At 43.2% G+C, this 25184-nt stretch carries 22 protein-coding genes and 2 pseudogenes; 2 read left to right on the top strand and 22 right to left on the bottom strand.

The window, feature by feature from the left end; all coding sequences use genetic code 11:
* Window positions 1-23 precede the first annotated feature (23 nt).
* The 17 genes and pseudogenes from DW959_RS09520 to DW959_RS09445 all read right to left on the bottom strand — a co-directional run bounded on the left by DW959_RS09520 (window position 24) and on the right by DW959_RS09445 (window position 17639).
* A complete protein-coding gene (locus tag DW959_RS09520; RefSeq protein WP_118483438.1) occupies window positions 24-941 on the bottom strand; it encodes a GDSL-type esterase/lipase family protein in 918 nt (305 codons plus the stop codon).
* A gap of 266 nt (window positions 942-1207) precedes the next feature.
* Entirely contained in the window at window positions 1208-2608 is a 1401-nt protein-coding gene (locus tag DW959_RS09515; protein ID WP_118483440.1) for a sodium:alanine symporter family protein, read from the bottom strand.
* A 101-nt stretch (window positions 2609-2709) separates the two neighbouring features.
* Window positions 2710-4365 carry a Na+/H+ antiporter NhaC family protein gene (locus DW959_RS09510; RefSeq protein WP_330584347.1) on the bottom strand — a complete coding sequence of 552 codons (1656 nt, stop codon included), beginning with the start codon at window positions 4363-4365 and terminating at the stop codon, window positions 2710-2712.
* Window positions 4366-4584: 219 nt separating this feature from the next.
* Window positions 4585-5802 carry an iron-containing alcohol dehydrogenase gene (locus DW959_RS09505; RefSeq protein ID WP_021944524.1) on the bottom strand — a complete coding sequence of 406 codons (1218 nt, stop codon included), beginning with the start codon at window positions 5800-5802 and terminating at the stop codon, window positions 4585-4587.
* A gap of 223 nt (window positions 5803-6025) precedes the next feature.
* Entirely contained in the window at window positions 6026-6466 is a 441-nt protein-coding gene (locus DW959_RS09500) for an SseB family protein (protein ID WP_117823017.1), read from the bottom strand.
* Window positions 6467-6518: 52 nt separating this feature from the next.
* Window positions 6519-7874, bottom strand: coding sequence for a sodium-dependent transporter (locus DW959_RS09495; RefSeq protein WP_117823019.1), 1356 nt, complete (start codon window positions 7872-7874; stop codon window positions 6519-6521).
* A 47-nt stretch (window positions 7875-7921) separates the two neighbouring features.
* Window positions 7922-9450 (bottom strand): annotated as a pseudogene (locus DW959_RS09490) (C69 family dipeptidase).
* Window positions 9451-9490: 40 nt separating this feature from the next.
* The gene (locus tag DW959_RS09485; protein WP_117808598.1) at window positions 9491-10288 is read right to left on the bottom strand and encodes an HAD family hydrolase; all 798 of its coding nucleotides are present in this window, start codon (window positions 10286-10288) and stop codon (window positions 9491-9493) included.
* Between the two features lie 67 nt (window positions 10289-10355).
* Window positions 10356-11840, bottom strand: a complete 1485-nt coding sequence (locus DW959_RS09480; protein ID WP_117823021.1) for an AAA family ATPase — start codon at window positions 11838-11840, stop codon at window positions 10356-10358.
* 104 nt (window positions 11841-11944) lie between these two features.
* Entirely contained in the window at window positions 11945-12700 is a 756-nt protein-coding gene (locus tag DW959_RS09475; protein WP_044945919.1) for an exodeoxyribonuclease III, read from the bottom strand.
* Between the two features lie 231 nt (window positions 12701-12931).
* Window positions 12932-13774: a GH32 C-terminal domain-containing protein gene (locus DW959_RS09470; protein ID WP_118615962.1), complete on the bottom strand. Its 843-nt coding sequence runs from the start codon at window positions 13772-13774 to the stop codon at window positions 12932-12934.
* Entirely contained in the window at window positions 13762-13938 is a 177-nt protein-coding gene (locus DW959_RS14210; RefSeq protein ID WP_182430074.1) for a hypothetical protein, read from the bottom strand. The genes DW959_RS09470 and DW959_RS14210 overlap by 13 nt, the downstream gene beginning before the upstream one ends.
* Entirely contained in the window at window positions 13932-14450 is a 519-nt protein-coding gene (locus DW959_RS09465; protein ID WP_182430073.1) for a glycoside hydrolase family 32 protein, read from the bottom strand. The genes DW959_RS14210 and DW959_RS09465 overlap by 7 nt, the downstream gene beginning before the upstream one ends.
* An 11-nt stretch (window positions 14451-14461) precedes the next feature.
* Entirely contained in the window at window positions 14462-15022 is a 561-nt protein-coding gene (locus DW959_RS09460) for a GNAT family N-acetyltransferase (RefSeq protein WP_117823025.1), read from the bottom strand.
* 153 nt (window positions 15023-15175) lie between these two features.
* The gene (locus DW959_RS09455) at window positions 15176-15400 is read right to left on the bottom strand and encodes an aspartate dehydrogenase (protein WP_117823027.1); all 225 of its coding nucleotides are present in this window, start codon (window positions 15398-15400) and stop codon (window positions 15176-15178) included.
* A 26-nt stretch (window positions 15401-15426) separates the two neighbouring features.
* Complete coding sequence (locus DW959_RS09450; RefSeq protein WP_179969997.1) at window positions 15427-16011, bottom strand: M48 family metallopeptidase; 585 nt, start codon at window positions 16009-16011, stop codon at window positions 15427-15429.
* A gap of 71 nt (window positions 16012-16082) precedes the next feature.
* Window positions 16083-17639 (bottom strand): ABC-F family ATP-binding cassette domain-containing protein, encoded by a 1557-nt coding sequence (locus DW959_RS09445; RefSeq protein WP_117823031.1) that lies wholly within the window; start codon window positions 17637-17639, stop codon window positions 16083-16085.
* A gap of 362 nt (window positions 17640-18001) precedes the next feature.
* Between DW959_RS09445 and DW959_RS09440 the strand changes: the two genes are divergently transcribed.
* Both DW959_RS09440 and DW959_RS09435 read left to right on the top strand, forming a co-directional pair.
* Window positions 18002-18946, top strand: coding sequence for a GTP-binding protein (locus DW959_RS09440; protein WP_117823033.1), 945 nt, complete (start codon window positions 18002-18004; stop codon window positions 18944-18946).
* A gap of 111 nt (window positions 18947-19057) precedes the next feature.
* Complete coding sequence (locus DW959_RS09435; RefSeq protein WP_117823035.1) at window positions 19058-20545, top strand: DUF1846 domain-containing protein; 1488 nt, start codon at window positions 19058-19060, stop codon at window positions 20543-20545.
* A gap of 139 nt (window positions 20546-20684) precedes the next feature.
* Here the strand turns inward: DW959_RS09435 and DW959_RS15110 are convergent.
* From DW959_RS15110 to DW959_RS09415, 5 genes and pseudogenes are all read right to left on the bottom strand, one after another.
* A pseudogene (locus DW959_RS15110) lies at window positions 20685-21253 on the bottom strand (DUF6553 family protein).
* Between the two features lie 24 nt (window positions 21254-21277).
* Window positions 21278-22318 (bottom strand): galactose ABC transporter substrate-binding protein, encoded by a 1041-nt coding sequence (locus tag DW959_RS09425; protein WP_117823037.1) that lies wholly within the window; start codon window positions 22316-22318, stop codon window positions 21278-21280.
* On the bottom strand, window positions 22311-22475 hold the full coding sequence (locus DW959_RS14605) for a hypothetical protein (RefSeq protein WP_243023374.1): 165 nt from the start codon (window positions 22473-22475) through the stop codon (window positions 22311-22313). The genes DW959_RS09425 and DW959_RS14605 overlap by 8 nt, the downstream gene beginning before the upstream one ends.
* Window positions 22476-22510: 35 nt before the next feature.
* Window positions 22511-23284, bottom strand: a complete 774-nt coding sequence (locus tag DW959_RS09420; protein ID WP_243023373.1) for a substrate-binding domain-containing protein — start codon at window positions 23282-23284, stop codon at window positions 22511-22513.
* Window positions 23271-25166, bottom strand: a complete 1896-nt coding sequence (locus DW959_RS09415) for a sensor histidine kinase (protein WP_181983915.1) — start codon at window positions 25164-25166, stop codon at window positions 23271-23273. Before DW959_RS09415 ends, DW959_RS09420 begins: the two co-directional genes overlap by 14 nt.
* Window positions 25167-25184: the final 18 nt, after the last annotated feature.

The following is a 25184-nucleotide window of genomic DNA, read 5'->3' as shown; positions in this document are numbered from 1 at the left end:
TTCTGTTCCCTCTGTTAATATTTTTATTTATCCAGTGTATGTTCCTCCAGATATGTGAGCCATTTTTCACAATATTTCTTATTCAGATGAATTCCATCTGTGGCCGCATCATCCGGCAGAACTCCATCTGTTGATACCGCTTCCTGCACATTCACAAATGTAGCACCTTCATCCGCTGCAAGCTGCTCTAATCGTTTATTATATTCCGCGATCTTATCATTTCTGACATATCCGCCGGAATCCGATACCGCTTTACTTACCGGAAGTACCGACTGAATAAATATCTTTGCAGATGGATTTTGTGCCTTAATATCATCAATGATCTGCTTGTAATCTGAGATAAATATATCATTACTGATCCAGCCTGTCTCATTGATTCCAAACATTAAATATACACGATTATATCTTGTTCTGGCAAGTGCCTCCATCACTGACCGGTCTTCATCGTCCTGATGGATTACTTTTGCGGTATATGCGCTTGCAACAGTTAATCCCTTGTGTACATATGCGGTTGTCTGTATACCGGTTTGTAACACGAAGCCTTCCGTTCTGGAATCTCCGACAAATACCGCATCCGAAAAATCATTTGATTTGTCATCGCTCTTTAAATCCATGTTTTTTACTGATCCTGTTGTAGTATCATCTCCCCGGCCTGTCAGCAATGTCTCTTTCACATTACCGGTTCCGGAACTCTCTGTCGTACTTGTCTCTGTCGTACTTACCTCTGTTGTCACAGGCTCCTGCGTTGATCCTTCTACAATCGGTCTGTCTTTCGCCATATGTATAAACCGAATACTGATGCAGAACGCAAACAGAAGCATTGCTGCTGCCGTTCCACGCATAAATATCTGCTGTCTTCTTCTCCTTCTCTTTCTCTTTTGCTGCATTAAGAACATCTTTCTTCTTTTTTGTAATCTGACTCTATTCCTATTCTGACGCATTATCCGTTCCTCCTTATCTATCTCAAAAGTATTTCTTACTTTGTTTTCTATTATTTAGATGTTTAAGGATGAGAAAAAGTTGATACAAATTTATATTTTTTGAAAAAATTTTGATTTGACGAAATTTTAATCTGAAGTTCCTTGCTTTATGCAATAAGACTTTCCATAAAGAAAAAAACATCCGATCGGTTAACGACATATTCATATCTGTTATCCGATTAGATGTTTTTTGTTTATCTATTATTTTTACTTATCTGTTATTTTTATTATGCTTCTTCCCTTGCTTCCAGATCAAAATGCTCCCTGACCAGCTTCACAACTACACCGGAAAGCAAGAATACTGCGATCAGGTTTGGTATCGCCATCAGACCATTGAAAGTCTCTGCAATACTCCAGAGCAATCCAAGATCTAAGGTTGCACCAACGATAGCAACCAGTGAATAAACAAACATAAACGGCTTATTTACCTTTGTTCCGAACAGGAACTCGATACACCTCGCACCATATAATCCCCAACCAATAATAGTTGAAAATGCGAAACAGCACATTGCCACAGCTGTAAAAAGTGATACCCAGTTGCCATATGTAGCAGTAAACCCACTAATCGTAAGCTCAGCGCCCGCTGCCTGTCCATATGTGATCGGCACTTCGCTGCAAAGTATAACCAATGCAGTCAGGGTACAGATAACTATAGTATCTACGAATACTTCAAAGATTCCAAAGAATCCCTGTTTTACCGGCTTTCTTGTATCTGCACATGCATGTGCGATTGAACCTGTACCAAGCCCGGCCTCATTTGAAAAGATACCTCTTGATACACCCTTCTTCATGCTCATGAAAAAGCTTCCAACAACACCACCGGTTACTGACGCCGGTGAAAATGCGCCTTCCACAATCTCTTTAAATACTGCCGGCACATGATTGATATTTAAAATTACGACTCCAAGCGCAAGCACCACATAGAACAACGCCATAAATGGTACCAGCTTCTCTGTTACCTGTCCGATTCTCTTAATCCCGCCAAGCAGGATCAATGCAAGCAGGACTGCGAGCACAATACCGATGACCAGATTTATGTTTGATACGGAATCCTTTGAAATAATTCCATAATTAAATAATGCAGAATCGATCGCTGTCGTGATCGTGTTTACCTGTGTGGCATTTCCTGTACCGAACACTGTGATCACACCAAATGCCGCAAACAGATATGCAAGCCAGTGCCAGTGTTTCTTCAGACCATTCTTAATGTAATACATCGGTCCGCCGACAAATTCGCCCTTATCATTCTTCTCCCGGAAATGAACGGCAAGTGTTACTTCTGAAAACTTTGTACACATACCAAGAAGTGCGGATATCCACATCCAGAAGACGGCACCCGGTCCACCGATAGCGATTGCTCCGGCAACGCCTGCTATATTTCCTGTCCCGACCGTAGCCGCAAGCGCGGTACACACCGCCTGAAACGGTGTCATGGCTCCATCAGCAGCCTGCTTCTTTCGAAACATTCGCCCGATCGTAACTTTCATCGCATATGGGAATTTCCGGATCTGCAGAAACCGGGTTCGGAAGCTTAACACCAGACCGACACCAATAATACAGATCATGGCAGGGACTCCCCATATAAAGTTATTGACTACATTGTTAATTGATTCAATTGTTTCTAACATATTTTACTACTAATTTCCTTTACTATAATCTGGCAGGTTTTTCGAATTCAGATCGTACGCCCTTAAATATGTCCATGCGTTTCGGTGAAAATATCCGAAATCTAAATCTCTTCACGTCCGGTTTTTGCACGAATAAGCATTAGAATTACAAATAACAGCACGATGCAAACCGGAAGCGCAAGCCATGAAAGTGCGGCAAGCTTTGCAGCCTGAAGAATTCCGATCAACAGATATCCAACCATACATACAGCAGCTACAACAAGTGCATATGGAAGCTGTGTAGATACATGGTTTACATGCTCACAATGTCCCCCGGCAGATGCCATGATCGTTGTATCTGAGATCGGGGAGCAGTGGTCACCGCATACCGCACCTGCCAGACAGGATGCGATAGAGATTACCATCATCTGTCCGGATGGGAATACGCCGATCACGATCGGGATCAGAATACTGAAAGTTCCCCATGACGTTCCGGTGGCAAATGCAAGTAAGGCTGCAACAATGAATATGATCATCGGCAGGAAGCCTTGCATGGAACCGGCAGAACTGGATACCAGATCAGCTACATATACCTTTGCGCCGAGGAGATTCGTCATACCGGAAAGTGTCCACGCCATTGTAAGGATCAGGATCGGTGCGATCATTGATTTGAAACCTTCCGGTATACATTCCGTAAATTCCCGGAAGGATAAGGTATCACGCAGCATGAAATAAATAAACGTAAATACCAGTGTAACAGCACCACCAAGCACCAGACCAACCGATGCGGATGAATTTGCGAATGCATCTACAAATGATGTTCCGCTAAAGAAACCACCTGTATATACCATTGCAATGATACAGCTTATGATCAGCACAACAACCGGCAGGATCAGATCCAGCACATGTGCATTTTCTTTTAAAATTTCTTCTTCATTATCTTCATATGGTCTTCCCGGAGTTGTGAACAGATCCCCTGCGATCGCATTTATTTCATGTCTCTTCATCGGACCGAAATCAACACGAAGAATGGTTACTCCAAGTACCATGACTAACGTAAGAAGCGCATACAGATTATATGGAATTGTCTGGATAAATACTGCAAATCCGTTAATTCCGGCATCTTCCGGTACGGATGATGTAACAGCGGCAGCCCATGAACTGATCGGTGCTATGATACACACCGGTGCTGCTGTAGCATCAATAATATAAGATAATTTGGCTCTTGATACTTTATGACGATCTGTTACAGGACGAAGGACACTGCCTACAGTCAGGCAATTAAAATAATCGTCTACAAAGATCAGGATTCCAAGAACCATAACGGATAATTGTGCACCAATCCTTGTCTTAATGTGTTTTGATGCCCATTTTCCAAATGCCGCAGAACCTCCGGCTTTATTTAACAGGGATACCAGAATACCAAGCATAACAAGAAATACCAGAATACCCGCATTTCCTGAATCTGAAAGCTTCGCGATCATACCGCCATTTTCATTAAACAGCATGGTATTGATACCTAACTCCAGATTGAAATTCGAATATAATAATCCACCTGTGATAATACCTGCAAGCAATGAGGTATAAACCTCCTTTGTGATCAGTGCCAGACCAATCGCAATAACCGGTGGAAGCAGAGATAATATCGTTGCATAGGTCTTACATTGATAATTCTCCGGATCTGCGATCTCCCCCGGTGTTTTACCGGTTACCACCATGAGTACGATTATGATCGCAATGAATATAAGCATCGCTATCTGTTTTCTTTTGATCTTCAATTTCTCTCCTCCAAAATTTTCTTTTGTTTTTTATGCCCTATGATAAGCATTCTGCTACATTCGTTTCCATAAAGGCACACTACTTTTCCAGTATAAAGTGCTATCCCTGAGAAATCAAGTTTTACCTGACATTTAAAAGGGTATTTTCGGAATTTGTTCCAAAAATACCCTGGATTCTTATTTTATATCAGTATTGTACCTCTTATAAATCAATTACTTTTAGAAATCAACCTCTGAATCATAATAACAGCACTTTAAGAGTTTCTCCATCTCTTCCTGACTTGGCTGTCTTGGATTTGATCCTGTACATGCATCCAATATTGCATTTGCTGCGATCTCAGGCAACCGCTCTAAGAATACATTCTCAGGTACAAAGCCCTGCTCTGCCGGATAGCTGTCAGCACCATAATGTTTGATACAGTGTGGGATATTCAGATCATCGTTCATCTTACGCAGATAGTTGATCAGAAGTGTTACCTTCTCATCTAATGTATCACCGCCAAGTCCCATAAAGTCTGCGATCACTCCATATCTTTCTTTTGCAGTTTCATCCTTTGCATTAAATGCGATGACCTTCGGCAGATACATTGCATTTGCCGCACCGTGAATGATGTGTGCGCCATAATCCGCAAATGCTGCACCTGTTTTATGTGCCATAGAATGAACAATACCCAGAAGCGCATTTGAGAATGCCATACCTGCAAGGCACTGAGCGTTGTGCATTGCGTCACGTTTTTCCATGTCTCCGTTATAAGAACCAACCAGATCATTCTGGATCATCTTAATAGCATGTAATGCAAGCGGATCTGTGAAATCACAGTTTGCGGTTGATACATATGCCTCGATCGCATGTGTCATTGCATCCATACCGGTATGAGCAACTAACTTCTGCGGCATTGTCTCTGCCAGCTCAGGATCAACGATTGCTACATCCGGTGTGATCTCAAAATCAGCGATCGGGTATTTGATGCCCTTCTGATAATCCGTGATAATTGAAAAGGCCGTTACTTCAGTTGCAGTTCCTGAAGTAGATGAAATTGCACAGAAATGAGCTTTTTTACGAAGGGAAGGAATACCAAATACCTTACACATATCTTCAAATGTAATGTCCGGATATTCATATTTGATCCACATTGCCTTTGCCGCATCAATCGGAGAACCTCCGCCGATCGCTACGATCCAGTCCGGTTCAAACTCCAACATGGCAGCGGCACCCTTCATAACTGTTTCAACAGACGGATCCGGTTCAATGCCTTCAAATAACTGAACTTCCATTCCTGCCTCTTTCAGATTCTTTTCTACTTTATCCAGAAATCCAAAGCGTTTCATCGAGCCACCGCCAACACAGATCATCGCCCTTTTTCCTTTAAAAGTTTTTAATGCATCTAATGCATCCTTTCCATGATAAATATCTCTAGGTAACGTAAATCTTGCCATCTTTCCATCCTCCTATTACTCTATCTTATTGGTACGACTAAGGAGCCGCAAACGGCTCTTGCCTATAAAAAACAAAAAGTAGTGTACTACTACACTACTTTCTGATTATATCACAATTCTTTTCATTTCTCATTATATTTTTGTGAAATTTAAACAACTGTTTTTGTGAAAAATTAATTTTTCTAAACTTTTTATACAAAAAATGGCATTTTCTAATGTTGAGCTACTTTCCTGCAAGAATCAGCTGAAGCAGGCTCTTATCCAACATTAATGCACGGTTCCAGGGATTCAGAATAATGCCCTCTATATCGTCCGTCATTAAAGCTGCTTCAAAGAGATGGCTGATATCTGCCATAAAGGTTGACATTACGGCTTCACCGCCCTTTATCTCCTCATCAAAGCTGGTAAATGCCATCCACCAGTACCGCTCATCCTCGGTCTGGATCGCCTGGATCTGCAAACTGCTCTCCGCACCCGCCGGTGGTATAACAGCAACAATGAACTGTCCATTTGCTCTCGCACGTCGTCTTATCACTGTAAGTGTATGTGCAAGCATTTCTTCTGTCGGTTCCTGCTGTAAAACAAGGATTGCTTCTTCGATTGTCTCATTTCCCTGTAAACCTTCATCTACAGGTATCTGATCTTCATATTTTTTCGTATCCATATACCGTCTGATCTCCCAAATATCTTCTCATATTTTATCTTGAAAATCTTCTTTATAACAGTCCCTGAATCAGAATGATCAGGATCAGAACAGGAAGTACAAACTGGAAATATGGTTTTAATTTTACGGACATTTTCACTCCGGAACCGGTATTTACTTCCTCAATATAATTATCAAAGCCCCAACCCCATTTCGTAACACAGAACAACAGATAGATCAGTGAACCGAGTGGGAGCAGAAGATTACTTACCAGGAAGTCCTCACTGTCTAATACATCCCTGCCACCGATCAGGTGCAAATCACTCCACACGTTGTATCCCAGAACACAAGGAAGACTTGCGATCAGTATGATGATACAGTTGATGAAAGCCGTTTTATTTCTGCTCCATCCAAACATATCCATCGCAAATGACATGATATTTTCAAATACGGCGATAACCGTAGAAAAGCTTGCAAATGTCATAAACAGAAAGAACAATGAACCCCAGATCCTGCCGCCTGCCATATTTACAAATACATTCGGCAGCGTTACAAATATCAGCTTTGGTCCTGCAGTGACCTCTACTCCATAGCTGAAGCATGCCGGAAAAATGATCAATCCTGACATAACAGCAACAAATGTATCCAGGGCACAGATTCGCACACCTTCGCCTGCCAGCGCATGATCCTTGCTCATATAACTTCCGAAGATCTCCATCGCAGCTACACCAAGACTCAGAGTGAAGAAGGCCTGATTCATAGCCGCGGAGATCACATTTCCGATACCGACTTTCTCAACCGTTGACAGATTTGGAATCAGGTAGAACCGTAAACCTTCACCGGCTCCTGATAAAGTAATGCTGTGAACTGCCAGTACCACGATCAGCACCAACAGTGCTGTCATCATAATCTTACTGATTCGTTCCAGACCATTCTGAAGCCCACGGCTGCATACGATAAATCCGACAATAACCGTCAGGATCATCCAGAAGCCCATCTGCTTCGGATCGGCAAGCAGATCCGAGAATACAGATCCGGTCGCATCCGCATCCATACCGGCCTTGAATTCGCCTGTGACAAATTTATAAAAATAAGATACCATCCAGCCGGATACGGTTGTGTAATACATCATCAGAACATAACAGCCAAGGATCGCAAACCATCCATGAATGTGCCATTTACTCTTTGGTTTTTCAAGCTCCTTATAGGCCAGAACTGCACTCTTTCTGCTGCCTCGTCCGACCGCAAGCTCCATCGTCAGAACCGGAAGCCCCATCGCCACAAGGAACAGCAGATAGAACAATACAAATATTCCTCCACCATTTTCTCCTACCACATATGGGAATCTCCATACATTTCCAATTCCAATCGCACATCCCGCACTTACTAATAAAAAGCCTAAACGGGATTTAAATGATTCTCGTTTCATATTTTCTACTTTTTCTCCTGTATTTCTTGCTTCTCTATGCCGATGCCTTAAGCATCCGATCTCGCATAAGAATTCTTCATCTGATTACTCAGTTCATATAAGACTTTGGAAAGCGTATTACCGGTCTCTTTCCGGAGGATATCTGCCATTTCCTGATTGGCCTGCTCTCGAAGCGCACTTCGTTTACCGACATCCGGTTCTTTTTCTATCTGCTCATCGTATCGGTTGATCACCTCATGCCCTTTCGCAAGCATGGTTTCCTGATACCGTTCGATATGAAACAGCGACTTGCTGTAAGATGCATCTGCCATCGCTGCGATCATCCGGCTGTTCCAGTAGAAATTATCGGTAGATACATCAGCGGTCGTGTTCGCCAGATATTCCGGTGTTGTGTCCACATTTGCATAAAATGGCACCATGACATTAAACGCATTTGAAGCAAATGCCACCCACTCGATCACACGGCTGTCCTCTGCTCCATATGGTCGCATCTGGATCGCAGACATGAAATCAGTCCGGTTAACGCCGATGGAACGATATGCACCTGCCATCTTCTTATCTCCATATGGAAGATATGGGTCATATGGTGTTCCCTGATAATGCGAGGACAACACATATTTGACATCCTCCATCGTCACCTTATACTCCGGAATCAGACTCCATGGAATGTCGTCCGATACCGGTGTGTAATCTGCATTTTCACCATCCCAGCGGTACGTCTTCGGATTCAGGTACCGCTCCATAAACCATGCTCTTGGCGTATTGTAGACATGATCCGAATCATCATGCTGCCAAATATCTCTCTTGGATTAATGAATCTACCAAACGGCAGATCCGCATCTTCGTCCTTACGTTCTGTGCTTCTTCTAATAGTCAGATCCAGATGATTCTTCTCGATAAATTCCGCCAGATCTTTTGAGCACATATGTGCGTTCTGATCCGTTAATGCATCCTTCATATCAAATACATCCGTGCCGAACTGATTCGGCATCACAACATAGACATCATCCGGCACTTTCTTCGCGATCCAGTGATGTCCTCCGATCGTCTCCATCCACCAGATCTCATCCTGATCCTGGAATGCGATTCCATTCATCTCGTAGGTTCCGTACGTTTCAAGCAGATTTCCAAGACGTTCTACACCTGCTCTCGCACTTCTTATATATGGGAGTACCAGACAGACAATATCTTCTTCTCCGATTCCGCCCGATATTTCTTCGTTTCCGTTCTCTGCCGGCTGATACTCGACCAGAGGATCTGCACCGAGCACTCTCGGATTCGATGTAATGGTTTCGGTCGCTGTCATTGCAACATGGGCTGCATTTACACCGCTTGCCGCCCAGATGCCCTCACCATCGACTGCATTTGGCATCGAGGTATAGCGCATCGCTTCTTCCGGAAGCGGAATTTCCAGATGCGCCAGAACCGAATGGTAGATCTTTGGCTGTTCTTCCGGTTCTACGACTACAAATTTCTTCGGCATATAATGACCGGATCCTGAATCATCGTTTCTGGCAATGATCGTTGATCCATCATAGGATGCCTTCTTTCCAACTAATATCGTTGTACATGCCATCAGGCTTCACTCCTTTTTCAATCACAACTACTGTCTAAGTTTATTTTAACAGCTGCTCCTTTAACACCTTGATCACACCCTGATTGCGCATCGTATCTGCTACATGGGCTGCTACCTGCTTTACCTCATCTCTGGCACTTCCGATCGCATAGCTTTCCTTTGCACAGGCAAGCATACCAAGGTCATTGATATTATCACCAAATACCATAACTTCATCCGGTTTGATCTCATATTTATCAAGCAGAAACTGTAATGCACTTCCCTTGTTGATCGATGGTTCCGAACAGTCTACCCAGTAAACTCCGGCAGGTGCCAGTAGAATGGTATCCTTCCATTTGTCATAAAACCAGTCTTTTACGATCCGCTCTGCATCCTCCGGGTGAAATATCGAGATCTTCACGATATCATCATTAATATCGGTAAGATCCGGCACTGCCTTGATCTCATAGCGATATGCTTCCCGCATCCAGTTATACAGTCGTCCATCCTCGCTTCCAACATAGGCATAATCCCTTCCACAGAGCAACAGCTCTACATCCGGCAGCTTCTCTGCATCCTCCACGATCGCACGGATCAGGTCTTTCTCCATCGGACGTTTGAGCCATGTTTCGCCCTTGCTTCCTCTGACAAATCCGCCATTATCCGGGATATATAAGATCTGATCTGCAACCGGTGCAAATAACTTCTTAAGGCTCGCATACTGCCTGCCGCTTGCTGCTACAAAAGTTATATTCTTTTCTTTTAATGCCTTTATTACATCATAGATCTCAGGATTGATCTCAAATGTTCCGTCAGGAACAAGAGTTCCATCCACGTCACTTGCTACTAATTTTATCATTTTTACTTACGCTCCATTTTCATTTAACTAAAAACAGCCGTCCGGCAACATTCCTACAGGAAATCTCCTACAGGAACAAATGTCTCACGCCCTCCGCGTCAAAGGTCACCTGTGGTACATGATCTACCTCGATCTGGTAGAGTGCATTTGCTGCCAGATGCTCGGCTGCCTGCTCCAGATCACGGATACCGGAGGTATTCTTGAATTCTTCTATGACCGCATCCAGCCCATCCTCTGTAATGATACATTCATTCTCTTTCAGACCGATCCGCTTCAATACCTTTGGCAATGCAAATTTACTGAAAATGATCTTCTTTTCTTCAAAGGTATAATCCGGTATGTCGATAACCGCAAAACGTGACATCAATGGCGCACTGATATCTTCTTTATTATTTGCCGTTGCGATCGGATATACGCCAACGGTCGGGATCATACACTCCATATAGTTATCTGTAAATCCAAGATTATCAAGCAAAGTCAGAAGTACATCCGCAGGATTTCCATTTCCCTTTCCTGATGCAGCCTTATCAAGCTCATTGATAATAAATACCAGATTGGATTCTCCTGCGATCGAGAATGCTTCCATGATGATACCCGGCTTTGCATTTGCATAGATTCTGGAGCTTCCTGTAAGCTGCTCCGGATCATTGATCGAACTCATATCAAGGGTTGTCCATGGCAGTTTCAGAATACGGGCAACCGCATACGCGATCTGTGATTTTCCGGTACCGGCAGGTCCGACCAACAGAAGTCCATAAGCAGGAAGGGTATGAGTTCGGTTGATCTGGATAACCGTCTCCATGATCCTCTGCTTTACACGTTCCATTCCATATAATTCTTCATCCAGAATCCGTCTTGCTTCAACCGGATCGATCGCTTCAAAATAATTGCTCTTCCACTGAATATTCATCATGATCGAGAGTGCTCTCTGTGCATGACGACGCTCCTCCGGTGACACCTCATTTGATCTGGCAACAGCAAGATTTCTTCTCGCCCAGAGACGGATATTATCCGGCATCGTTCTGCCCGCACATGTCATAAAATCAGAAATGCTCTGAAGACTGGTCAGCTTCATATCGTCGCCTTCCTCGTCTGCATCGTCATCCTCCTCGACTTCCTCTGATGCTGTACTTGCAAGCAGTCGTTCGATCATAAACTGTAAAAATCCATCTGCCGCAGATAACTTGGTTCCGCCACCAAATGCTGTCTCTCGGATTCTGTATACTGCATATCCGTCTTCCAGATTTTTACCGGACAGACGTACACTGATATGATTTTCTCCCAGCCATTTGATCAGACTGACAAATCTGGAATCAATCTTTAAAATATCTGCTGAAAATGTCTCCCCATTTTCCTTGAATTCAAAAGCAGTACGCTTTGCCGGATTTGTAAAAACGCCCAGCGCATGATGGATCCACTGTCTCTCACTGTTATCTAACACCAGAATCGGTTCCTCCGGTGTCTTTTCCTTTGCATTTGACTGAAATGCCGTATAGGTACAAACCGTATCCTCATTCTTTACCGGTTTATCACTGAAATCAAAAACTGGCATATATAATTTCTCCTTTTATCATTTTTTCTATTCTTCTACACCCGCAAGTGCTGTAATCTTTGCTTTCGCCTATTAGTATGCATTTATTCTTATAAATGGCACCATTACAGGTCAATATCAAGTTCTACCGGACAATGATCGGAACCCAACACCTCTGTATGGATCTTTGCATCCACAAGTCTGGATTCCAGAACCTTTGAGGTCAAAAAATAGTCGATCCGCCATCCGGCATTCTTCTCTCTTGCCTTAAAACGGTAAGACCACCAGGAATAAATGCCTTCTGCGTCCGGATTAAAAAAACGAAACGTATCAACAAATCCACTGTCAAGCAGGGTACTGAATTTTTCTCTTTCCTCATCTGTAAATCCGGCGTTCTTACGATTGGTCTTTGGATTTTTCAGATCGATCTCTGTATGTGCCACATTCATATCCCCACATACTACCACCGGCTTTGTCTGTTCCAACTGCTTCAGATACTCTCTGAAATCATCCTCCCACTTCATACGATAGTCCAGTCTGGCAAGCTCATTCTGTGAATTTGGCGTATATACAGTAACCATATAAAAATTATCATATTCGAGTGTGATGACTCGTCCCTCATGGTCGTGTTCTTCTATACCGATTCCATATGCCACTGACAACGGCTCTTTCTTTGCGAAAATAGCAGTTCCGGAATATCCCTTTTTCTCTGCATAATTCCAATATTGATAATAACCCGGAAGCTCCAGTTGAAGCTGTCCTTCCTGCATTTTTGATTCCTGAATACAAAAAATATCTGCATCTGCCTCTTTAAAGAAATCCATAAAATTCTTTCCAACACATGCGCGAATTCCGTTCACATTCCACGATATCATCTTCATTGTAGTGCTTCCTCCTGTCTGATCTATATACATAAAAAGGCCATCCGCTACCTCCTGAAAGCTCCGCTCTGCCTACGCAATAGAAAAAAGAGTCATGGGTAATACGGCAAATGCCGCACTTATTTCTAAACGAATGGTCATATTTATTATACTACATATGGTTTATCCGTCAAATAGATTCATTGCATTGTCGGTATTTCAGATTACTATATCTATAACCGGTATCAGAATTTATCTGTTCATCGGAATCTCAATATCGAACTTTTCTATATCGATTATTGCATTTCCATCACAGAAAAACGAAATGCCATCTGCTGTCTGCGGCGTATAAATTGCTGTACTCATTGACAACGCTCCGTCATTCACAAACAGTTCTACCGAATTGCGGTCAAGAATAAACCGTAATGTTATCCGTTCTGCTTCCGATTCTACCTCTGCCCGCCTGATGCAGACTACATCCCGGTTCATTCCGGCAAAGGTCCGGTCAACTTCGATCTCCCATTTTCTTCTGTTATATGTAATTCTGGTATAATGCTCTGCATCTTTTGCTACATCAATATAAAACTCCTGAAATTCACCGGATTTTATTGTTACTGTCATATCCAGCGTTCTTCCCTTTATCCCATCAAAGTTCTGCCCGCCTTCTACCTTTTCATTCGAATAGGAAACCGGCCGAACCCGATATTGCTCCAGTTCTTTCACAGGTTTCTGGATGATCCTGCCATCTGACAGATATAATTCTCTTGGGATTGTCATCATGCCCTGCCACTCCTGTCCATCCGGGATAAATGAATTATGCCATGACTGCATCCATGCGATCAGGATTCTTCTTCCATCCGGAAGTTCTGTCGTCTGTGATGCATAAAAATCCAGACCTTTATCAAGTGTATGTGGCTGCCCCATTTGAAACTGCTTTTTTGCATGATCATATGTTCCAACAACATAGATCGCATTATTACCATTATGCAGTTCATTTCCCTGCGCCTGTACATCAGGTGGTGAAAACAACAGCACATCTTTTCCGTCCAACCTGAAATAATCCGGACATTCCCATACGCTTCCTAACCGTTCCATGTGCTCTGCAAATACGCCTCATATTTCCAACAACCTGCTACTTTCTCAAAAGCTTCTGTCTCCTGTTCGGTAAGCTCTGTTTTTTCCAGATATTGATGTATTTCAGAATTTGAAAATAACGCGATCATTCCTTTATTCTGAGCATCCCGGCTGCAGGTCAGCATATAGTAAATACCATCTTCTTCCCATACCTCGGATCTCTGAAATCAATATGGCTGAATCCCTCCGGCATCACCGCTCCTGTGAGAACAGGATTGTTCTTCAGCTTCTTATAACCTACACCATCTCCAACTGCCATACACTGATTCTGAAGATTGCAGCCACCATTCTTATCTTTACTGACTCCTGTATAAAACAACACATGTCCAAGATTTGTCATAACTGCCGAACCGGAAAAGCATCCTTCCTCATCGTATTCCATATCCGGTGCAAGTGCCGTCGGATACTGCTTCCAACTTATCATATCTTCACTTACCTGATGCCCCCAATGCATCGGTCCCCATACATTGCTATATGGATGATATTGATAAAACAAATGGATTTGTCCCTTATATACGGAAAATCCATTGGGATCATTCATCCAGCCGATCGGTGGTGTCACATGAAATAACGGTCTTTTATCAGCATCAACTTCATATTCTTTTTCATATTTTCTGGCTGCTTCTAATGTATGCATATTCTTTCTCCTTATCCAAGCTCCAAGGCTGTCTTTGCAATTGCCTCCGGGATACCCTTTTCCAGTTTACACGTCATCTCGTGCCACTGTTCGCCGCCCCACGAAGAAACCGACATGCCGTTATCCTCATATCCCATCTTCCGGTACATGGCAACCTTGGATTCCAGACAGGTAAGGATCAGTCGCTTTCGTCCATTCTGTCTTTCCCTGTTCTTATAACATTCCATCATCTCGGAAGCCAGCCCAATCCTGCGATATTCCGGCAAAACATCAACACCAAGGATCATTACATTTTCTCCGGCAGGATCATACAGATCTGCATTCTGAAAAAATTCATCACGCAAAACCGTTTCATTTGTAGACAAACCATTAATAAATCCGGCAATCTTACCTGTTGCTTTATTTACCGCAACCAGAAACATTTCCGGCACTTTCTCCACACGCAAATGCATCATCTCCGGAGTGCAGGCCTCATTCGGAGGAAAACAGATCCGTTCGATCTCTGCTGTTTGCTCTGCTTCATTCTTTTTAATATTTCGGAACTCAAATCTTACTAAATTTTCCTGTGTCACTGTTAAACTCCTTTTTGCTATTTGTTATGAACTCTGTATTATAGATAATATAGGAACTATTTTTTCAGGAGGTACTATTATGGGTATTAAAGACATTGATATAAACAAAGACGGGGTTACACTCGGCGATCATATTGAAAATATGAAAGAAAATCAATATATCTTTGGAATCTCCGCATCCTGCGGGATTCCATATTTTTTCCGGAAGACTTTCAGATCTTCTTTTCCACGGATCAACATGATATCTTCAAATATTCCGTTATGAATATCCTGAAAACCAGCGACCTGTTCACCGGTGCAGATGCTGCATTTGATGACCGGTCGTTTACTCTGACTGTCATATGATGCCTGCTCTTTCTTTTTTCGAAATAATCCCATATTAAACTTCCTTTACATTTCAATTTTTAATTCGCCAGTTGATATTCTTTTAACTGCTTCCGTCTCGCTCTATAGTCCGGGCAATACCGCGCTACCTCTGACCAGAATTCTTTGGAATGATTCATATGTCGTCTATGTGCCAGCTCATGCACTACCACATAGTCAAGTAATTCATCCGGCAGATAATATAACTGATAATTAAAATTCACATTTCCGGCACTGCTGCAGCTTCCCCATCTGGTCTTCTGGTTGCGGATCGTGATGCGCCCAACTGTCACCTGCATAACCGCACAATAATACTTTACCCGATCTGCTATCTTATCCTTGATCTTCTGAATCTCTGCATCTGATAACGCATCCACAGATGGAACCTTAATTTTCGTTCGTGCATCCGCACGCTTTTTTACCTGATCCACCTTCTTTAAGATCCAATCCTGTTGTTTCTCTATAAATGCTTTTAATTCCCGGTCAGATAATCTCGCCGGAATCCTTGCAAGTACCGTTCCATCCGGTCGCACCTCCAGGCCGAGACTTTTTCTCCCGGATCTTATAACCTGTACCCGGATATTTTCATTTGTCACTTTGTCATTCAGTATTATCTCTGTCAGCATATTTATAGCCGTCTATATTCCCATCCGATTATAGACAGTCTTCACCTCATGATTATAAATTTATTTCTTTATTACAGTGTCAACACACTGTACTCTTCCAGATTCCACACCTTTGTCACGATATCTGAATAGAACACCGGCTCATGGCAGACTAACAAAACCGAACCGTGATAGTCTTTCAATGCTCGCTTCAATTCGTCCTTTGCATCCACATCCAGATGGTTTGTCGGCTCATCGAGGATCAACAGATTCGTCTCCTGATTGATCAGTTTACACAGGCGTACCTTTGCCTGCTCTCCACCGCTTAATACCTTTACCTTACTCTCGATATGCTTGGTTGTCAGTCCACATTTGGCAAGTGCCGATCGCACCTCATACTGTGAAAATCCCGGAAATTCCTGCCAGATTTCTTCCAGACAGGTATTTTCTGTTCCGGCCATTTCCTGTTCAAAATAACCTTTATACAGATAATCACCCAGATGTACCGTACCGGATATCGGCTTGATGATTCCAAGCAAACTCTTAAGCAGCGTACTCTTTCCTATACCATTTGTACCAACGATCGCGATCTTTTCTCCACGCTCCATTCGCAGGTTGATCGGTTTGGAAAGTGGTGCCCGTTTGTCATACCCGATCACCAGATCCTCGGTTTCAAATAACATCTTGCCCGGTGTTCTCGCCTCTTTGAAATAAAATTCCGGCTTCGGGCGCTCCCTCGCAAGTTCTATCACATCCATCTTGTCCAGCTTCTTCTGTCTGGACATCGCCATATTTCTTGTGGCAACACGCGCTTTATTTCTGGCAACGAAATCCTTCAGCTCGCTGATCTCCTGCTGCTGTTTCCGGTAAGCAGCCTCCTGCTGTGCCTTTCTCGCCTCGTATACTTCCAAGAATTTGTCATAGTTGCCGACATAGCGGTTCAACTCCTGATTCTCCATATGATAGATGATATTTACGACATCATTTAAAAATGGAATATCATGACTGATCAGGATGAATGCGTTCTCATACTCCTGCAGATACCGTTTCAGCCATTCGATATGTTCTGCATCCAGATAGTTTGTCGGCTCATCAAGCAACAGAATCTCCGGCTTCTCAAGTAACAGCTTTGCAAGCAAAACCTTGGTACGCTGACCACCGCTCAGATCTGTTACGTCATGATCCAGTCCAAGTTCCAGAAGCCCCAGCGCTCTCGCTACCTGTTCCGTCTTGGCATCGATCATATAGAAATCATGATTTGTCAGAAGATCCTGCAGCGTGCCGACTTCCTCCATCATTTCCATGATCTCATCATCCGTTGCATCCGCCATGCTGTCATAAATCTGGTTGATCTTCTCCTCCATCTCAAACAGATAGGAAAATGCTGACTTCAGCACAGATTCGATCGTCATTCCCTTTTCCAGCACCGCATGCTGATCCAGATAGCCAACACGCACATGCTTGTTCCATTCCACCTTACCTTCATCCGGCGCAAGTGTTCCTGTCACAATATTCATAAAGGTACTTTTACCTTCACCATTTGCTCCAACCAGTCCGATATGTTCACCGGCAAGCAGCCGGAAAGATACATTATTGAAAATGGCTCTGTCTCCAAAACCATGTGTCAAATTTTCTACATTTAAAATCATTCGTCTTACCCTTTTCCGTTTATTTCGTGATAAGGTTACTATACCTTATGGATGGGATTCAGACAAGATAACTTTTTCCCATTCCTCGATTTTCTTTTTCCCCCGCCTATGCTAGAATGTGATTGCAGATGGTATTCGTGTGTGCACTTATCTACTTCTATATTTGTGTATCCTTAACATTCCCAATCAGGGGACGCTTCCGCTCGTTTCGGTCTGCAGCGGTACTAAGATGCCACTTATGTGCCATCAAGTACCGGCGACCTCAAATGCCCCTGTATTGGCAAGTTAAGATACACAAATAACATATAGGTTACGAATGCATACACGAATATCATCTGCAAATACAGCAAGAGGTGATTTTTATGATTCAGATAGATTTGATCACCGGATTCTTAGGTTCCGGTAAAACTACTTTTATAAGGAAATATGCCAAATACTTGATCGATCAGGGCTTAAATATCGGCATTCTTGAAAACGATTTTGGTGCAGTGAATGTCGATGCCATGCTGTTACAGGATATCCTTGGTGATAACTGTACACTGGAAATGGTTGCCGGCGGTTGTGATGCTGACTGTCACCGCAGACGATTCAAAACCAAGCTGATCGCAATGGGAATGTGTGGTTATGACCGCGTTCTGGTAGAGCCATCCGGCATCTTCGATATGGATGAATTCTTCGATGTCCTGCACGAAGATCCGCTTGACCGTTGGTACACGATTGGAAATGTTATCACGATCATTGATGCCACACTGGAGCAGAATCTCTCCGAAGCTTCCCGTTATCTTCTGGCTTCTCAGGTGGCACAGGCCGGCACTGTTTTATACAGCCACTCACAAGAAGTCACACCGGAACAGTTAGCCTCTACCAAAGATTATGTAAAACAGTCATTTGACATTCTGCACTCTAAGTCCACACAAAAGCAGGTTGTTCTGGAAAAAGGCTGGAAAGATCTGACCGATGAGGACTATAAAGCAATCCTCTCATCCGGCTATCAGGATGCCAATTATACGAAACTCTGGTTTGATGACAAACAGACCTACGACAGTCTGTACTTCATGAATATGGATTTTACAGAGGATTTCTTAAAAGAAAGCTGCCAGAAAATCCTGCACGATCCAGCCTGTGGTAAGGTCTTCCGGATTAAAGGGTTCCAGAAGCTCGCTGATGAAAACTGGATATCCATCAACGTCACCCACCAGAAGACCGAGATCAAACCGATCCCAAATGGACAGGCGATCCTGATCATCATAGGCGAAGGACTAAATCAGGAAGCTGTGGAAGGATATTGGGGAAAATCGAAGCCTTGAGTAAATTTTCTCTATATTTTCTCCCCTCTCTGTGGTATTCTCTTATAGGGCACTTCATTTTCTTAAGTGTCCACCGTATATTGATTAATTTACGAAGGAGAATTTCAAAAAATGAAACGCATTGGCTTCGACAATGACAAGTACCTGTCCATGCAGTCCGCACACATCAGGGAACGTATCGAACAATTTGGAGATAAACTATATCTGGAATTTGGCGGCAAATTATTTGACGACTATCATGCCTCCCGCGTACTTCCGGGATTTGCACCGGACAGCAAATTACAGATGCTCTTACAGCTTGCAGATCAGGCAGAAATGATCATCTCGATCAACGCCGCCGATATCGAGCGCAATAAGATCCGTCACGATCTGGGAATCACATACGATCAGGATGTTATCCGTCTGATCGATGTATATAAAAAGAAAGGGCTGTATGTCAGCAGCGTGGTTATCACACGATATGCCGGACAGCCATCTGCCGATATTTTCCAGAAGAAACTGGAAGCGATCGGCATCAAGGTCTACCATCACTATTCCATCGAGGGTTATCCGAATAACATTGACTATATCGTAAGTGATGAAGGCTATGGAAAAAATGATTATGTAGAGACAACCCGTCCGCTTGTCATTGTTACCGCACCGGGTCCGGGAAGCGGCAAGATGGCGACCTGTCTGTCACAGCTGTACCATGAGAACAAGCGTGGCATCAAGGCCGGCTATGCCAAATTTGAGACTTTTCCGATCTGGAATATCCCACTTAAGCATCCGGTCAATCTGGCTTATGAAGCCGCTACCGCAGACTTAAATGATGTCAACATGATCGATCCTTTCCATCTGGAAGCTTATGGTGAAACAACCGTCAACTACAACCGTGATATCGAGATCTATCCGGTTCTGGCTTCCATGTTCGAAGGAATCTATGGTTACTGTCCATACAAATCCCCGACCGATATGGGTGTAAATATGGCGGGAAACTGCATCATTGACGACGAAGCCTGCAGAGAAGCATCCAAGCAGGAAATTATCAGACGATATTACCAGTCTCTGAACCGTTTCGTCAAAGACGAAGCGACCAAAGACGAAGTATACAAACAGGAACTTATCATGAAGCAGGCAAAGATCACTGTCAATGATCGTGCTGTTGTTCCGGTTGCAAATAACCTTGCACAGGAAAATGGTTCCGCCGCCGCAGCCTTAGAACTGCCGGACGGAACGATCGTTACCGGTTCTACTTCCGATCTGCTCGGTCCTGCATCTGCCGTATTGTTAAATGCAATTAAGGTACTTGGAAACATTAATAAAAATACACATCTGATCTCACGTACCTTTATAGAACCGATTCAGCACTTAAAGACCGGATACCTTGGCAGCAAGAATCCGCGTCTTCATACCGACGAAGTTCTGATCGCATTATCCATGTGTGCTGTATCCGATTCAAATGCAAAGCATGCATTAGAACAGCTTCCAAAGCTGTCCGGCTGCCAGCTCCATGTATCATCGATCCTGTCCGCAGTCGACATGACAACCTTTAAGAAGCTCGGCATCGAACTTACAAACGAAGCCGTATACGAAGGTGCTGCTACACAGGAGAATGCATAAAGAATCATTAAAAAGCCAGATAAACACAATAATTAATGTTTATCTGGCTTTTTTATCCTATAACGCTCTTTTTATAACCGCATATTTAACAATATCCTGCATGTCCTGATAACTATCCAACACCATATCACGGACACCCCTACTTCTTCAGAAAATGCTCCCGGTTCGGGAATTCCTGTCGAAAGGCTTCAAGTGCTGCCTGTTGGAATACCGCAAACTCCTTATCCATATGAAGCATATGCGGTGTGGCAAATGCGATCGTGCTGACCTGATCTGCGATCTTCTTTGCTACACTTTCATCGGATAACTGCCCCATGCCAAATACAACAGAAGTAAATCCACGTCCGTTCTTGCTGACACCGATCAGCTTCAGGAAAGCATTTTTAATCTCATAAAATATCATTTCCTGCTTCTCGATATCCAGATTGTCATAGTTTCCGAGGAATAAACCTGTCAGGACTTCCGCAGCCTGCTTTCTTTTCTGTGCGCCAAGCTCATGCCGCCACCTTCTGCGATATATTTCATCTGCATCAGATAGCCCACAAATGCATCATTCTTTGGTTTTCGTTTGCCATACCGGGCAATCCAGAGCTTCTCTCGAAATGCGTCCAATTCGTCCTTTGGATCTCCTGTATGTTCTTTTAGAAATGCCTGTCGTTTCTCAGCATCAATTTCATTATAAAAAGATTCAATCCATATATCCTGCATACCTGCAAACCTCCTGCTGCATAGCTATTTTTGCAAAAATTCATCCACATTATTAACATCGACCTTACGATACTGTGCCATATAATACCGTTCATCCTCAAGTCCTAATACTCTCACATCATTTCCACGGAACAAGGCTACTGCAATCAGTGCAATCTTTCTTGCCTGTGCTTCTCTGTCATTATAGACAGTTCCTTGCATAGTGCCCAGCCGAACAGCTTCCAGCGCATCATCTAATCCATCGATACCAAAGATGACCGGATAATCACTCTGCATATATCCGGCATTCTTATAAGCCTCGACTGCACCGAGTGCCATCTCATCATTATTGGAAATAAGCATTTCTATCTGATCCCCATATTGACTGATCAACCGGCTCATTCGGTTCTCTGCCTGTGCGCGGTTCCAGTCTGCAAACTGATAGGTCAGTTTCTCAAGCTTCACACCATTTTCAAGAATGGTCTTTACCGAACAGTCTGTCCGGCTGATCGCATCCTGATGTCCGGCTTCACCCTCTAAGAGTACATACTGGATCTTACCATCCTGATTGCGATCCACCTCCGGATGATTCTTTATATATTCCGCAGCAATCTCCCCCTGCATCTCGCCGGACTGTGCTGCATCACATCCGACATAATACAGCTTATCCCATTGCAGCAGATCCTCTCTTACCGGCTCTCTGTTAAAGAAAATCACCGGAATATTATTCTGTCTTGCGAGTCTTATAATATTTGACGGAGCAGTTCGATCGACCAGATTTACACAAAGCACATCGCATCCGGCATCGATCATTTCCTCCACCACTTCATCCTGCTCCTGCTGACTGTTATCTCCGCTTCTGACTGATACGATAACCTTCATATCACTTGCTTCTAATGCTTTCAGATCCTCCTTCAATATATCTGTCATTGCGTTGATAAACGGATCATCCGGCGTATACGTAACAACGCCGACCCGCAGAGTTCTGTCTTTCTGATTTTTCCTGCTGTCGCAGGATACCAGAGACACCATAACTGCCAATATGCATATACAGGCTATTATTTTTCTTATTTTCTTTCTATTCATACGAATATAAAAACCTTTCTGTCTCTTCCGAAAACAGGTCATCCTTATAGATTACCCGTATCGCTTCTTCATGACTTTTTAATGTATATAATGGTCGTCCAAGTTTCTTTGCGATCTCATTTACACTCTCATAACCGATGCTGTACCCATCCGGCACAACAAGGCATTTAATCTTGTTGTAATCAAGCAGGGCTATGGATTCATGCTTGTACCTACCCCATATATTTCTGCCCCTTTATAATACCCATTTTCAGCATTTTCTCCGAGTGTATCGAGAGCTTCTGTATCCATAGCTGCTATATAATCAACCGCTTCCAGGGAATCCACCGCCTTACAGGTATCTTTACCGCTATTCTGATTATACGTCCAGGCAAACTCACAGTTATATCCTGCAAGTGCATCGGTAAGTCCCTTTACACGGCTGACACTTGCCTCAGTCTCTGCCCGTCCAACAATCACTCCGATCTTCTTGCCTGCCGACTTATCTGTATCATTTTTTATGATCTGCCTGCCGAGAGTATAGCCGATCTGATAGTTATCCGGCTTTATCGTTACAAATCCGGTCGATTCTGTGTCATCTGCCATATATGCATCCTCCGTTATCAGAACAAAGGTCTCTTTCTCCGCCTGCAAAGACGTAAGCATATCTTTTGTATCTGTTCCGGGAGCCGGACAGATGATAAATGCATCCACATCATTTTCAAGCTGTTCATCGATCAGCTCTTTTTCATCATCTACACTTACGATCTCATCTGTATTACAGATGATCAAATGAATATTATTTACCTGCGCAGACTGCTTCAGTCCATTAACCAGACCTTCCCATCTGGTATTACCGGAATCCGGAAGAATAACTGCCACACGTTTCTGTGGATTATCTTCCCGAAAGATCCGGTTGATAAATATACCGGCAATGGCAACCAGGATCAGCTCTGCTATGAGGAAAGTAATTCTATTTCTCTTCATCTGTCACTCTCCCCTTTCCATAATTTTGTGTTTCAAGCTGTTCCCGATTCTCCTCTGTATATGGAATAGCCGGTATGTGGATCACAATCCTTGTACCCTCGTCCGGCTCACTGTAAACCTCCAGACCATATTCATTTCCAAACATCAACTGAATTCTGGAATGAACATTGATCAGACCGACACCTGAACCATGTTTTGGTACTTTGTTATTATCTTTTAATATATTCTCTACAATGTCCTCATTCATTCCCATACCATTATCTTCTACGGAAATATATATATCGTCGTCCTTTTTCTCTCCCCGGATCGTGATTTTGCCGCCGTCATCCTCATCCATATTCCCTACACCATAATAAATGGCATTTTCAAGAATCGGCTGAACGATCAGCTTTACTGTACAGTACTCATTAATCTCTTCATCAATATCAAATTCGATCTGAAAACGCTCCTTATATCGAACTTTTTGAATATTCATATAACTTCTGCTATGTTGGATCTCATCCGATATTCTGATCACCGTTCTGCCCTTTGACAGACTGATACGGAGCAGCTTTGCAAGCTCGGAGATCATAAACACCGCATCCAGATTCTTCTTTGCTTCTACCATCCATGTGATGGATTCCAGAGTATTGTAAAGGAAATGCGGATTGATCTGGCTCTGCAACGCATCCATTTCACTCTTTCTTCGCTCCGTCTGTTCCCGTATGATCTCCTGCATCAAAGCTTCGATCTGTTCATAGGATTTCTGAACGGAATATCCCAGATGGCGGATTTCAGATGATCCACCGATGTAGATATCTGTCGGACCACCTGCCTCATATGCTTTTACTGATTCATTTAACTTCAGAATCGGCCTGGATATCTTCTTCGAAATAATACGGTTCACTCCTAAAAGCATCATCATAAGAATGATAACCGTTGTAATGATATAATACCGGAATCGGTTGATGCTCGCGATCTGTACACTTTCCGGTACTACACCGACCACCTTCCATCCGGTATAAGCAACACTGTTTACGATCACATTGCTTGTCCTGCCATTGACCGTAAGTTCATATGTTCCATCCTCATAGGTTGCTGCATCCCTGTATTCTTCTTTGAAATATCCTCTGTCCATATCGGTTCCGCGAGGATGATAGATCATCTGACCATCACGGCTGCACAGGTAATAATAGATTCCATTTGACGCATCGTTGATCCGTGCCAATGTATTCTCTATCACCGAATATTTCATATCGACCAGAAGGACACCACTTCCCGGCTGCTCACCATCGTTGATATCAACCGAACGGCTGAGAGATACAACCCAGTAATATCGATATGTGCCATCGACAAACAGATTCTGGATATGCGGTATAGAGAAATGAATATTCTCGATATCTGCCTCTGCATCCTGATACCAGTCCTGCTCCGACGGTTCCACAGCATCCTTCTGTACCGCGACCGGTTCTGCCGTAAGAAGATTTCCTTTATCATCATATAACGCCATACTCTGGATTTTATCGGCATTAATCTCATATAACAGACTGAACTGCCGGTTAAAATCCCGACTGGAAATATCATATTCCTGAATAATATTATAATTCACCGCATTCGTAATCTGACGCACATTTAACAGATCCGCATCCAGCTTTTCAACAGTATTTTCCACCATATTTTCCGTATTCGTGACCGCAGTCTGCTTAATTGCCATCTTAAAACGATTATACAACAGCAGACCCATGATAACGGTTGTGATAATCGTCAGGGCAGTAAGCACCGTCATAATGATCGACTGAATATCAAAACCTATAAATCTGCCGTGATAAAACCACCCCCGAAGACGTCCGATAATAGAACTTTCATTTTTCTTCTTTTTATTCTTTCTTATATCCTTCAACACGCTTCCCCTTATTTACCC

The sequence above is a fragment of the Clostridium sp. AM46-21 genome, assembly GCF_003480025.1.
Taxonomy (GTDB): domain Bacteria; phylum Bacillota; class Clostridia; order Lachnospirales; family Lachnospiraceae; genus Coprococcus; species Coprococcus ammoniilyticus.
The sequence above is the reverse complement of the archived record's forward strand: the minus strand, read 5'-3'. Positions and strand labels throughout refer to the sequence as shown.

What these genes read in the sequence shown, in the direction of transcription:
- DW959_RS09450 (WP_179969997.1), bottom strand. Translation starts at nt 16,011, where the DNA reads ATGCTGACAGAGATAATACTGAATGACAAAGTGACAAATGAAAATATC.
- DW959_RS09440 (WP_117823033.1), top strand. Translation starts at nt 18,002, where the DNA reads ATGATTCAGATAGATTTGATCACCGGATTCTTAGGTTCCGGTAAAACT.
- DW959_RS09480 (WP_117823021.1), bottom strand. Translation starts at nt 11,840, where the DNA reads ATGCCAGTTTTTGATTTCAGTGATAAACCGGTAAAGAATGAGGATACG.
- DW959_RS09500 (WP_117823017.1), bottom strand. Translation starts at nt 6,466, where the DNA reads ATGGATACGAAAAAATATGAAGATCAGATACCTGTAGATGAAGGTTTA.
- DW959_RS09495 (WP_117823019.1), bottom strand. Translation starts at nt 7,874, where the DNA reads ATGAAACGAGAATCATTTAAATCCCGTTTAGGCTTTTTATTAGTAAGT.
- DW959_RS14210 (WP_182430074.1), bottom strand. Translation starts at nt 13,938, where the DNA reads ATGCTGACCTGCAGCCGGGATGCTCAGAATAAAGGAATGATCGCGTTA.
- DW959_RS09435 (WP_117823035.1), top strand. Translation starts at nt 19,058, where the DNA reads ATGAAACGCATTGGCTTCGACAATGACAAGTACCTGTCCATGCAGTCC.
- DW959_RS09420 (WP_243023373.1), bottom strand. Translation starts at nt 23,284, where the DNA reads ATGAAGAGAAATAGAATTACTTTCCTCATAGCAGAGCTGATCCTGGTT.
- DW959_RS09505 (WP_021944524.1), bottom strand. Translation starts at nt 5,802, where the DNA reads ATGGCAAGATTTACGTTACCTAGAGATATTTATCATGGAAAGGATGCA.
- DW959_RS09475 (WP_044945919.1), bottom strand. Translation starts at nt 12,700, where the DNA reads ATGAAGATGATATCGTGGAATGTGAACGGAATTCGCGCATGTGTTGGA.
- DW959_RS09465 (WP_182430073.1), bottom strand. Translation starts at nt 14,450, where the DNA reads ATGCATACATTAGAAGCAGCCAGAAAATATGAAAAAGAATATGAAGTT.
- DW959_RS09485 (WP_117808598.1), bottom strand. Translation starts at nt 10,288, where the DNA reads ATGATAAAATTAGTAGCAAGTGACGTGGATGGAACTCTTGTTCCTGAC.
- DW959_RS09470 (WP_118615962.1), bottom strand. Translation starts at nt 13,774, where the DNA reads ATGGAACGGTTAGGAAGCGTATGGGAATGTCCGGATTATTTCAGGTTG.
- DW959_RS09425 (WP_117823037.1), bottom strand. Translation starts at nt 22,318, where the DNA reads ATGAATAGAAAGAAAATAAGAAAAATAATAGCCTGTATATGCATATTG.
- DW959_RS09515 (WP_118483440.1), bottom strand. Translation starts at nt 2,608, where the DNA reads ATGTTAGAAACAATTGAATCAATTAACAATGTAGTCAATAACTTTATA.
- DW959_RS09455 (WP_117823027.1), bottom strand. Translation starts at nt 15,400, where the DNA reads ATGGGATTATTTCGAAAAAAGAAAGAGCAGGCATCATATGACAGTCAG.
- DW959_RS09520 (WP_118483438.1), bottom strand. Translation starts at nt 941, where the DNA reads ATGCGTCAGAATAGGAATAGAGTCAGATTACAAAAAAGAAGAAAGATG.
- DW959_RS09445 (WP_117823031.1), bottom strand. Translation starts at nt 17,639, where the DNA reads ATGATTTTAAATGTAGAAAATTTGACACATGGTTTTGGAGACAGAGCC.